Consider the following 11763-nt stretch of genomic DNA (forward strand, 5'->3'; position numbering starts at 1 on the left):
TTTGGAACTGTAGGAGCGATAGCGTCCGCCTTTGTATCCGGATTTCAACCGCTAAAAAGCGGATTAAATCAAAGAAATCTGGATACAACAGCGGCCGGAAGTCCAAATCTTCACTTTAGTGACGCCTGAGCCTTAAGTTAATATCTTAAGTTCATCTAAATATAGCAAAAAAAAGAGCGGAGCTCCTGCAGAATAATCTGCAAGGGCTTCGCTCTTTTCATACAAACCCATGAATCAACTCAGCTTCTTAATAACCGATAACAGAAAGGTCTCGGCCAAGCTGTTCTTTTTAATGGCAGCAGCAGCTTCCTCCAGGTTGAACCAAACGGCTTTATCCACTTCTGAACTGACATTACTTAAATCCTCAGAATCCACCACGCATATATAATTAAGCATAAGGGTATTTGAAGGCTCGAAGTATAGGGTGCGCATATATTCACTGCTTACAACCTCCAGCCCAACTTCCTCTTTGACCTCGCGGATAAGAGTCTCCTCCGCATTCTCCCCTTTATCAATATAACCCGCCACCAGAATATAGTCCGGGCGGTTGTATTGTTGAATAAGAAGAACCCTGTTCTTGTCTCTATTCAAAACAACTGTACTGATCGCAGTACTAAAAATCGGAAATCTAAAGGTATCGCAATGCTCGCAATAGGGGATTAAGCCCTCCCCGTTACATTCTTTATCGACCAGTTTTGCTCCACACTCATGACAATGTCTCAAGTTGCCTTCCCCTCCAGTATTATAAATAAGTCCAGCTATAATTTTAACCAATATTAGAGGCCGGTACAATTTCTAGTTCTTTAAAGTTTTTCGGACAGGGTTTCTCTGCCGGATGTGGAATTAGAAGGGTAGCCTGAACCTGAGGCAACGATAAACGATGAGTTGGAGGGACAAGAAATCAATGAACAGAATTGTGAATTTTGCGCACCGGGGTGCGTCCGCAGTATGTCCGGAGAATACGATGGTAGCCTTTCGCAGAGGCCTTGAACTAGGAGCCACAGGGATAGAGACGGATGTTCAAATGACCAATGACGGGAAGCTTGTCCTCATCCATGATGAAAAGTTGGAACGTACGACTACCGGCACGGGTTATGTGAAGGATCACACACTGGAAGAGCTTCAAAAGCTCGATGCCGGATCTTGGTTTGGAAGAGACTTCGGCGGCGAAACCCTGCCAACTCTGGAGGATTTGCTGCAACTGCTGCAAGGACAGGACATCATCCTCAATATTGAGCTGAAGAATGGCGTCTTTCTATACCCGGGCATGGAGGAAAAGGTGATCGAAGCCGTCAAAGCTTTTAACATGTCTGAGCAAGTCCTATTGTCGAGCTTCAACCATTATTCACTAGCTTATTGCAAAAGGTTGGCCCCGGAAATCCGTACAGGAATTTTATATATGGAAGGGTTGTATCGTCCATGGGACTATGCAGCTACGATTGGAGCAACAGCTCTGCACGCCTACCATTATGCAGTTATACCCGAATTTGTGTCTGAGGCGGCAGAACACGGTGTGGACTATCATCCTTTTACAGTTAATGATCCAGAGCGGATGAAAGTTCTACTAGAGGCAGGTGTATCCGGAATCATCACGGACTATCCCGATGTGTTGGCCAAACTTCTGGCTGCTAAAGGAGTGTGACAGCGTGAAAAAAGTCTGGCTGCTCGGCTTTGGCTTTTTCAGCATTAGCATTACTTGGAGCTTGTACAACGCCTTTGTACCTTTCTTCTTGGAACAATACGTGCATAGCGTTGCGCTGATCAGCTTCCTGATGACCATTGATAATTATTTCGCATTATTCCTGCAGCCCTGGATCGGCAACCGGAGTGACCGAACTTCCACCCGACTGGGGCGGAGAATGCCTTATCTGATGATCGGCATGCCCTTGGCCGCTGTCTTAACCATGCTGATCCCCTTCCATACCGGACTTTTTACGCTACTGCTGTATATGATGCTGATGAATCTGGCTATGAGTCTGTACCGCTCTCCAACCGTTGCGCTGATGCCCGATATCACACCCAATGCTCACTGAACAAAAGCGAACGGGCTTGTCAATTTTATGGGCGGCATCGGCGCCATTTTGGCATTTGGTGTGGGTTCAATCCTCTACGAAGCTAATACTGCTCTGCCTTTTATCGTGGCTGGTGTGATCACATTATTGTGCTTGTTTATCGTCTCGCGGTACATTAAGGAGCATCGGGACGGTGTGAACCAAGGGCAGGAAACGGCGCACACAGAGGCAAACGTACAACCCAACCGTATTTCATTCAGGGGACAGCTCGACCGTACAACCGGATGGCTGCTGGCGGCTATTTTCTTCTGGTTCGTGGCTTATCAAGGTGTAGAAACCCTGTTCACTCTTTACGGCAAACATCATCTGGGTCTGAGCGAGCAAGCTGCATCCTTCTCCCTCACCTTCTTCTCTTTAGCTTTCGTATTGTTTGCTATTCCGAGCGGCTGGCTTGGGGCACGCTTTGGGAAAAAGAAAATGATTATCCTCGGAGTATGCGGCCTAATCGCCGTCTATTCACTCGTAGGCTTTGCCAAGGATCTGCTCGTATTGCGGAGTTTGCTTCTGCTGGGAGGGCTATTCTGGGCATGTATTAATATCAATTCCTACCCTTATGTTGTGGCTACAGGTACAGAAGAAAGCATAGGGACTCGCACGGGAATGTACTATCTGGTGTCTTCACTCGCGGCGATTACCTCACCCCCTTTGCTCGGTTTATTGATAGATCAATTTGATTACTCTATATTATTCTACGTGGCGTCCGTTAGTATGGTTGTAGCACTCTTCTGCCTCATTATGATGACGGGACGGAGGAAGTCTGCGAGTCGTTTCCATACCCCAGGCGCATAAAAAAACACCCCAACCTGTGGAATATAGATATTCCGTCGGGCTGGGGTATTTTAATTTACAGACTTAGTGTTAACTGCTGCTATTCAGAGGCTCAGATATCCAAATGCTCCACGCAGTTGTACAGTTCACAGTTCCAAGCTCCTTCGTGTTGATTAATCCGGGTAATCGATGTGTTTTTCAACACTTCATCCACGCTGAGGTTAGGTACCAGCCCTCTTAGGCTATGACGAAGAATGGCTCCATGGCTCACAATCAGTATATTTTTTCCCGGGTGCTTGGCGGCAATGTCCCTAATAGCCTGACTGCCTCTAATTCTAGCCGCTTCGGGAGTTTCCATCCCCAGATCTAGAGTCTTCCAATCGCTCCCCCACCGTTTAAACCGCTCCGCTTCCGTAGTTCCCTCTATCAAACCGCCATTCATCTCACGGATGCCTGGCACAGTCCCGGCAAGTTCAATGCCCATTCGTTCTGCAATGATCTCTGCGGTTTGTCTCGCTCTAAGTAAATCACTGGAGTAAATGAAGTCCCACTGTTCGCCGCTTAAACGTTCAGCAATAGCAGCCGCTTGCTGCTTGCCTTCCTCGTCCAATGCATTATCTGTATGTCCTTGTGCACGGCCCTCCTTGTTCCAAAAGGTGCTTCCATGCCGAATCAAGCCTATCTTAGTCAAGTTTACAACCGCCTTTTTTTCCAGTTATAGGATATTATTTTCCTCTTATTATAACGAAGCGTGAAGTAAATAGGAATCCCAGCGCACCGTCATATGATAATATAAAAAAGCATGAATATTATCCCGTAGACTTTTGATGCCAAAGGAGCTCTCATTTATTATGAAAAAACATGTAACACAATCACAACTGGTTCTGGTTATTTCTGTTCTTATTATGATGATTAGCACGGGTTTTTCTCCGGGCTCTCCCGTTTACGCAGCCACACCCATGGTTAAAAATGCCGTGTTTGTGGACAAGAACAACCATTCCTTCATCCCCTTCCGCTTCTTGAACGGTTATTCAGGTATAACTACGACATGGAACCCAGCTGAGAAACGAATGGATATTGTAAAAAAAGACATCAAGCTCACCCTCTATTTGGGCCAAGCTACCGCCTATATCAATGACAAACCTGTTTCACTCACAGAGCTAGCCTTTAGCGATAACGGTATTACTTATGTTCCGCTTTCTTTTGTTAGCAAGGCGCTGGGTATGCAGCTGGAATGGAACGCGATGGCTTCATCCATCAGTCTTAAGAGTGAAGATATATCTGCGACTCTACCTGTCCTTACTGGGGCGCTTAACCAACAAGAATCACAGGCGATTGTCAGTGGTAAAAAAAACTATAAAGTCGGTAGTCGCTCCTTCAGTGTGCAAACGGTAACCATTACCTTGCTGCATCCGAAGGTTAAACTCGATGTTGTACTAGCAGGAGATACGGTAGGCAAGGTTGAGGAACTTAGCAGTCTGGCAAAACGAAATAATGCGATTGTCGCCATCAACGGCACATTCTTTGATGCCTATACCAAAGGGGATTATAAAGCACCCTACGGTTATATTGTCAGTGGCGGAAAAATGCTGAAGAACAGCTCAGGAGATCGTCGGGCGATATTTACATATGACAAGAATCATCTGGCCGCACTTATTCCCGGCTTGGACTTCAAGGATCGATTCGCAGCGAAGGCGATTGAAGGCGGACTGCAGGCGGGTCCCCGTCTGCTCACTGACGGTAAGATATCGCTTGATGTGAAGGGTGAAGGCTTCAAAGACCCCAAAATTCTGACAGGCGGCGGCGCACGCAGTGCACTGGGTCTGACACGGGACCACAAACTGATTCTGCTAACCTCAAGCGGCGCTACTATCCCGCAATTGGCAGAAATCATGAAGCAAGCCGGGGCTTATCAGGCCATGAATCTCGATGGCGGTGCCTCTAGCGGATTGTATTATAACGGGAAGTACCTGACGACACCCGGTCGTCAAATCAGCAACGCCATCGTGATAAAATATCAATAGGAAGTCTGAAATGTGCCTGAAGAGATAAGCATTAGTGTGTAAGAGCGGATTTGTGTGGGAGTGGATGCTCGTGCGAGTGGAAGTGTCTACTCATGTGTGTGCGAGTGCGTACTCGTGCGTGTGGGAGTGTGCATATGTGTGAGGCACACTATCAAGTAGGAGTAACCAATGTAGGGGTTTGCAGATTTAAGTGTACTTTATGCAATTAAAATCGCTTTGCCCACTGAATTTAACCGTTTAATTGCACTTTCTACATCTATATTTCCATTGTATGGCCGAGTTTTCGATATAACCTCGATTTAAGTGCATATTGTGCAATTAAACGTCCCATGATGGTTGTTTCACTTTAATAAGTGCATATTGTGCAACTATATGTAAATTCAAAGAGCCTTTTTACATGCCTTCCCCTTAGTTTTGCATGCTTTCCCCTGCCCGTGATACTGTAGCTATATGGAGAGGAGTGATAACGTGGAGACCATTCTGATCGTTGAGGATGACGCCAAGCTTGCGGGTTTGCTTAGTGCTTACCTGTCTAAATATGAATATCATACGGTAATTGTTAAGGATTTCAGCGCTGTGCTGGATAGCTTTCAAGAAAGCTCTGCCGAGCTGGTATTGCTGGATGTTAATCTGCCAAAATATGACGGTTTCTATTGGTGTCGGCAAATTCGCAGCCTGTCCCTCTGTCCCATATTATTTATCTCTGCAAGAGACAGTGGAATGGATCAGGTCATGGCTTTGGAAAACGGTGGGGACGATTATATCACTAAGCCTTTTCACTATGAGGTTGTGCTTGCCAAAATCCGCAGCCACTTGCGCAGAGCCTATGGTTCCTATGCCCAGAATCAGGAGGAACGTAAGTTGCAATCCGGCAACCTAACCCTGTATCCCGAGCGATTAGTCATTCAATATCATGGAGAAACCGCCGAGCTTACCCAGAAGGAAGTCCTCCTGCTTGAGGCATTGCTGCAAAAGGAAGGCCGTGTCGTTAGCCGTGAGCGTCTGCTTGACCTGATGTGGGAGGACCAGCATTTTATTGATGATAATACATTGAACGTATATATAACCCGGGTTCGCAAGAAACTTAAGGATCTTGGACTTGAAGAGGCTGTAGAGACCATAAGAGGCGCCGGCTACCGCCTAAGTCTAAGCGGCATCAACGAATGATGAGGCTGTTCTGGAAGGATCAGCTGCCTCTGCTGTTAATTTATGCGGCCCAAACCGTACTCGTCCCTCTGCTGTATTGGTTGTCAGGGGAGAACAGACCTATCCGAATTATTTTATACGGAATGTCACTTAATCTTGTTATTCTTGCTTTATACCTTGGCTTCCGCTACCTTCAACATTATAGACTGTACCAAAGACTGAGCCACCCTGAATCTGCACGGCTCGATTATCGGTCTTCACTTGGAACTGCCCCGCTGCCTGAAGCCATGGATGAACTCATCCGCAGATACGACCAACACAATCAAGAACAGCTGAACACACAGGTACGGCGTATGGATCAGCATATCGAATTCATTAATCGCTGGGTGCACCAGATGAAGACACCTCTTTCTGTCATTCAGCTTACCTTGCAGGATGTAGAGGGTGCCGCTGCCGACAGCATTCAGGAAGAATTGGAACGGCTGCGCAAAGGACTGGAGATGGTCATTTACACCGCACGATTAGACCGGTTTGAGGATGACTTCCACGTTGAGCCTACATTTTTGCGCCAGGCGGTGAGTGAGGCGGTTAGCGAGAATCGCAGACTGTTTATCCGTCGGGGGATACGCCCGGTAATTCAAATTAGTGAGGAACTCTCTGTGTACACCGACGCCAAATGGCTGCGGTTCATGCTGACCCAAATCTTAACCAATGCAGTGAATTATACGCAGGGAACAGATAAATCCGTTACGATCACTTCCTATTCTCAAGGGATGGATAACATCCTCCAAATTACGGATCAGGGAATCGGTATTTCTCCCGAAGATCTTAAAAGGGTTTTTAATCCTTATTTCACCGGGGAGCGCGGACGACAGTATCATGAATCAACCGGCATGGGTTTGTATCTGGTTCGTGAGATTTGCACTAGGCTCGGTCATAAGGTAGAGCTGGAGTCCCGGCCCGGGGAAGGAACTGTTCTGCGACTGATATTCAGTGGCACCCGAAGCTTGCAATAAGGATAGCTACCCAAAGTAAATAAAGGGTACTTCATGTCTGGTTCAGATAAGGAGTATCCTTTATCAATTATACGAACATAACCTTACTCACGGTGTAAGATAACGTTAAGGTAAATCCATAGTACATAAGCGCGGTATCCTGTACATTTGAAGCATACCAAGAAGCATCAACATATGCTTCTACAGGAAAGGATTGACCTACATGAACGTACTGGAAGTTAAAGCCTTAAATAAGGTGTACCCGGGTAAAGTGACCACACAAGCGCTAACCGATATTCATCTCAGCATAGAAAGCGGAGAATTTGTCGGAATTATGGGACCTTCAGGCAGCGGAAAAACCACTTTGCTTAACATGGTATCTACCATCGACCAGCCCTCTTCAGGGGAGATAAACATCAACGGCAGCAATCCCTACCTATTGAATAAAAAAGAGCTGGCCTATTTTCGGCGTCGACAGCTCGGGTTTGTTTTCCAGGATTTTAACCTGCTCGACACATTAACAGTAGCCGAGAATATTGTGCTGCCGCTAACACTTGATAATCGCAAGTTAAGTGAAATGGAGTCATTGTTGGACAAGGTGGCTGGACGGCTGAATATCAAGGATATTCTGAATAAAAGAACCTTCGAGATCTCAGGTGGACAGCGGCAGCGGACAGCGATTGCCCGGGCGATTATAACCTCTCCTGCTATGATTTTGGCCGATGAGCCGACAGGTGCGCTGGATTCCAACTCCTCACGGATCGTGATGGAATCGCTAGAGGATATCAATCGTAAAGAAGGAACCACCATCATGCTCGTGACACATGATCCACTGGCAGCGAGCTATTGCAACCGAATTGTCTTCATCAAGGACGGCAAGCTCGCTGCCGAAATACACCGTGGAGACAACCGCCAAGCCTTCTTCCAAAAGATTATCGACACACTCTCGTTCTGGGGAGGGAATAGTCATGAACTTTCCTCAATTCGCGTTTAATAATGTTCGCCGCAACTCGCGCGCATACATTGCTTATTTTCTAAGCAGCTCCTTTATGGTCATGGTGTTTTTTGCCTATAGCGTGTTCATCTATCACCCGGGAATTACAAACAGTGATATGGGCCCGAGAGCAGCAACGAGCATGCAGGTAGCGGCTTACATTGTGTACGTCTTTGCTTTTTTCTTCGTGCTGTATTCTATCAGCTCTTTTCTCAAGTCGCGCAATTTGGAATTTGGCCTTTTGTCCATACTGGGAGCGCGGCCGGGTCAGATTAACAGGCTGATTTTCCTAGAAAATATGATCATTGGTCTATCCGCGATTGTAACCGGCTTAGCCGGCGGCATGGTGCTCTCCAAATTTTTTCTGCTGCTCAGCACCAAAACGATTGGAATTAAGGAGCTTCCCTTTTACTGGCCGATGAAGGCTATAGTAATTACCTCCGCCTCTTTTCTCTCGTTATTTCTGGTCATATCGATCTTCACTTTACTGTTTATTCGCAAAAACAAGGTCCTGGAGCTGCTTCAAGGAAATGCAAAGCCAAAAAAACAACCCAAAGCCTCAATACTTCTGTCTCTATTCGGGGCTGCATTGTTGGCCGTTGGATACTACGCTCTACGCTGGGAGTTAAGTCCTGTGGCGATTGTTCTCGCAGCAGTAACAGGCATTACCGGAACTTATTTCTTCTACTCACAGTTATCCGTATTATTCATTCGTATACTGCAGCGCAGCAGGAGATCCACTTGGCGCGGCACACGGCTGCTCTGGATCTCAGAGATGAGCTATAAGCTACGGGATAATTCCCGAATGCTGTTCCTGATCACCGTTGTCACTGCCATAGCAAGCATGGGCGCAGGGGTAGTCCTTTCGATTAATCAGGCTGGACGTGAGATTTATTTCGCCAATCCTTTTGCCATCACAAAAACCTATTACAACAAAAAACCTGTCACTGAGCCTAATCGAAGTGAAATTATTGAACAACTGAAGGCAGCAGGGGTAGATTATACGGAGGTTAGAGCCGATATCCTAGACGGGTTTACCAAGGGAAGCCAGCGTGGATTATTACAGCTTCTTGGCCTATCACAATATAAGCAGTTAGGTCCCTTAATCGACCTTCCTGCGGAAAGCTCGCTTGGGCTAAATGAGGCTATTCTCATTACTCCAAAGGATAGGAAAGCCTCTGACTATGTTCATAATGGAATGCTTACTTTAGAAGAACAGCCGACTACTGAACTTTACATTAAGGATATTCTTGTTAGTGACTCTCTAGGTTTTTCACCTGCTGAAGCCCCTCTGCTCATTGTCCCGGATAAGTGGATAGAGACTTTGTCGGTGGCTAAGTCTGCTCAATCAGGAAGAAACATCACATCTACAATCATGTTTTTATATAAGGTCCCGGCGTGGGATACAGGATCATTGCCTACAGTGAACAGTCAAGAAGCTAAGGTTGGAAACTATTTAACGGAGTGGAATGAATCGGCAAATAAAAATAACAGCGATTTAAGCTTCTACTTAAGAATGCGCGCCAGTAACTATTTGTTCCTTAAACAAAGTACAGCCATGCTCAGCTTCATCAGTATCTTTGTCGCACTGATTTTTTCCGTCTCATCAGCCAGTTTCTTATACTTTAAGCTCCATAGCGAGCTGGCGGCTGACATTCGTATGTATCGCGCACTGTCCAAGATCGGACTAAGTACTCGTGAAATGTCTGCTGCGGCAACGAAACAGATTGCCATCTTATTCTATATCCCTATCGTTGTGTCAGCGATTCAAAGTCTGGTGGTGATCAGCCCTATTCTTACTGAAATGGGTATTACGAATGCAGTAGAGCCTGTTCTAACTACCTTTGCCGCTTATCTGATCCTACAAACCGTATTCTTCCTCATCGTTAAGTCACGTTATATTCACAGCCTTAAGAAGATGATGGTATAGGGTAGAACTTCGGGTTTGGCGGATCGGGACTTTCACGGTACACTAGTTGTGCTTGATTCGCCGTACGGGAGGAACCCTATAATGTCAAAAGCCGATCACATGTTGTCCATTCTCTGGATGCTGAAGGAACGAAAAAGAACGGCCGGGGAACTGGCTGAAGCGCTTGAATTAAGCGTCCGCTCAGTGTACAGGTATATTGATTCGTTGTGCGCCAGCGGCGTACCGATTATCGCCGATGCCGGGCCTGGTGGAGGTTACAGCCTCCCGGAGCATTTTAAAGAAGCCCCCTTATTCTTCAATTCCGAAGAGCAGCAGGCTCTCGTACAAGCCTCTGCCTTCGCCCGGGGAACCGGCTATCCCTATGTTGAAGCTTTAGATCGAGCGATAAATAAGCTTAAAAGGTACAGTAATTCCGGACAATTAGAGCACATGGAGCGCCACGAGAGCGGTATTGAAACCTTGCACTCCCCAACCGCACCACTGGAGCATCTACTGAAGGAGCTGGAATTTTGTACGGCCAACGGCCACACACTGCACATGGATTATCGCAAGGGAAACACCGAAGCACCCACCTCAAGAGCTATCGACCCTTATGGGCTTGTTCTCTGGAAAGGGCAATGGTATGCGGTGGCCTATTGCCATCAACGACAGGAAATTCGTAGTTTTCGGGTGGATCGGATGATCGAATTGCTAAGAACGGGTGCGAGCTTTGAACGTCCTATCGATTTCTCCGCACGTGAGTTTTTGCTGAAAGGTCTTTTTCCCGGCTCTAAGGACGAGGAGAAGTTGGTTACGGTACTCATCCAATCCGGAGAAGAAATCTTGAATGACTTATGCAGTCACTGGTTGTTCGGACATACACTTCAGGAGCGAACTGAGGGGCAAGCACGCTTCCAACTGGATGAATCCTCTTTATTCACCTATGTTCCCTACTTCCTTCTACCCTATGGTACAACCTTAACCATCCTTGAACCCGTAGCCCTGAAGCAAAAACTGGCTCTTGTTGCCTCCGGGGTGGCACGCCATTATGAAACTTAAACAAAAACTTTTAAGATCACTGACCGTAATTGTCAGTGGTTTTTATGTATAGTAAAGCTATGTCTTAGGAATAAATGACAATATCCCTAAAGGAGGAAGATTAATGAAGGAACTAAAATACGAATTTTATATTGGAGCAACCCCCGAAAAGGTGTGGGAACACTTAATCTCCCCCGACAGTACGAAGCAAATCTACTACGGAAGCGTGATTCGTTCCAGCTTCAAGGAAGGTGAACTTCTGGAGTATATTGGGCCGGGTGCTGAAGGTGACGAAACCCTGCATGTATACGGTAAAATATTGGAGTTCTCACCACACAAGGCTCTCCGCTTCAATCATAAGGTTGGGCCTTCCTATCTTAAGGGCGGCGAAAATTATGAGTCCCGGATATCCTATCTGCTTGACCCGGTCGGGGGCTGTACCAAACTGACCCTAATTCACGATGAGTGGCATCCTGACGATCCTTCCTATGCGGGCAGCGAAAGCGCTTGGTGGCAGATTATGAGCAATACAAAAACGCTGATTGAAACCGGAAGAACCCTTGATTTCGGGAGCTGGGAATAGCAGTCACAAGTCGCTGACAGCGCACATTAAGCATATAAATTAGAGCTTCATATCTATACCCCTACTGAGAAGCATTGCTTTTCGGGCAGGGGTATATTTTTTGCCCTTGGGAAACATTTTTGTTGCAGGGACAAAGTTATTTACGTATACTACTATTGTGGCTTACTACAAAATAACTATCGATGATAATCCAACTTATATATAGCTCATTAACCAAACCATAATGAAAGAGGG

At 46.4% G+C, this 11763-nt stretch carries 10 protein-coding genes and 1 pseudogene; 9 read left to right on the plus strand and 2 right to left on the minus strand.

What is annotated here, in order from left to right; genetic code table 11:
* Window positions 1–234: 234 nt before the first annotated feature.
* Entirely contained in the window at window positions 235–723 is a 489-nt protein-coding gene (locus tag PWYN_RS06690) for an NAD(+) diphosphatase (RefSeq protein WP_036649733.1), read from the minus strand.
* 181 nt (window positions 724–904) lie between these two features.
* On the opposite strand from PWYN_RS06690, the gene PWYN_RS06695 reads away from it, so the two are divergent.
* Both PWYN_RS06695 and PWYN_RS06700 read left to right on the plus strand, forming a co-directional pair.
* Window positions 905–1642: a glycerophosphodiester phosphodiesterase gene (locus PWYN_RS06695; RefSeq protein ID WP_036649736.1), complete on the plus strand. Its 738-nt coding sequence runs from the start codon at window positions 905–907 to the stop codon at window positions 1640–1642.
* A gap of 4 nt (window positions 1643–1646) precedes the next feature.
* Window positions 1647–2861, plus strand: a pseudogene (locus PWYN_RS06700) (SLC45 family MFS transporter).
* A gap of 91 nt (window positions 2862–2952) precedes the next feature.
* Here the strand turns inward: PWYN_RS06700 and PWYN_RS06705 are convergent.
* Complete coding sequence (locus tag PWYN_RS06705; protein WP_036649738.1) at window positions 2953–3531, minus strand: histidine phosphatase family protein; 579 nt, start codon at window positions 3529–3531, stop codon at window positions 2953–2955.
* A 160-nt stretch (window positions 3532–3691) separates the two neighbouring features.
* Here PWYN_RS06705 and PWYN_RS06710 point away from each other — a divergent pair, with 160 nt between their 5' ends.
* The 7 genes from PWYN_RS06710 (at window position 3692) to PWYN_RS06740 (ending at window position 11529) form a co-directional block, all read left to right on the plus strand.
* A complete protein-coding gene (locus PWYN_RS06710) occupies window positions 3692–4864 on the plus strand; it encodes a phosphodiester glycosidase family protein (RefSeq protein ID WP_052087803.1) in 1173 nt (390 codons plus the stop codon).
* A 468-nt stretch (window positions 4865–5332) separates the two neighbouring features.
* On the plus strand, window positions 5333–6031 hold the full coding sequence (locus tag PWYN_RS06715) for a response regulator transcription factor (protein ID WP_157261099.1): 699 nt from the start codon (window positions 5333–5335) through the stop codon (window positions 6029–6031).
* Window positions 6028–7026 (plus strand): sensor histidine kinase, encoded by a 999-nt coding sequence (locus PWYN_RS06720; protein WP_420805726.1) that lies wholly within the window; start codon window positions 6028–6030, stop codon window positions 7024–7026. Before PWYN_RS06715 ends, PWYN_RS06720 begins: the two co-directional genes overlap by 4 nt.
* A gap of 202 nt (window positions 7027–7228) precedes the next feature.
* Window positions 7229–7999, plus strand: coding sequence for an ABC transporter ATP-binding protein (locus PWYN_RS06725; protein WP_036649744.1), 771 nt, complete (start codon window positions 7229–7231; stop codon window positions 7997–7999).
* On the plus strand, window positions 7974–9929 hold the full coding sequence (locus PWYN_RS06730) for an FtsX-like permease family protein (RefSeq protein ID WP_036649746.1): 1956 nt from the start codon (window positions 7974–7976) through the stop codon (window positions 9927–9929). Before PWYN_RS06725 ends, PWYN_RS06730 begins: the two co-directional genes overlap by 26 nt.
* An 81-nt stretch (window positions 9930–10010) precedes the next feature.
* Window positions 10011–10967 (plus strand): helix-turn-helix transcriptional regulator, encoded by a 957-nt coding sequence (locus tag PWYN_RS06735; RefSeq protein ID WP_036649748.1) that lies wholly within the window; start codon window positions 10011–10013, stop codon window positions 10965–10967.
* A 103-nt stretch (window positions 10968–11070) separates the two neighbouring features.
* A complete protein-coding gene (locus PWYN_RS06740) occupies window positions 11071–11529 on the plus strand; it encodes an SRPBCC domain-containing protein (protein WP_036649750.1) in 459 nt (152 codons plus the stop codon).
* Window positions 11530–11763 lie beyond the last annotated feature (234 nt).

The organism is Paenibacillus wynnii, from assembly GCF_000757885.1.
GTDB classification, from domain to species: Bacteria; Bacillota; Bacilli; order Paenibacillales; family Paenibacillaceae; genus Paenibacillus_AQ; species Paenibacillus_AQ wynnii.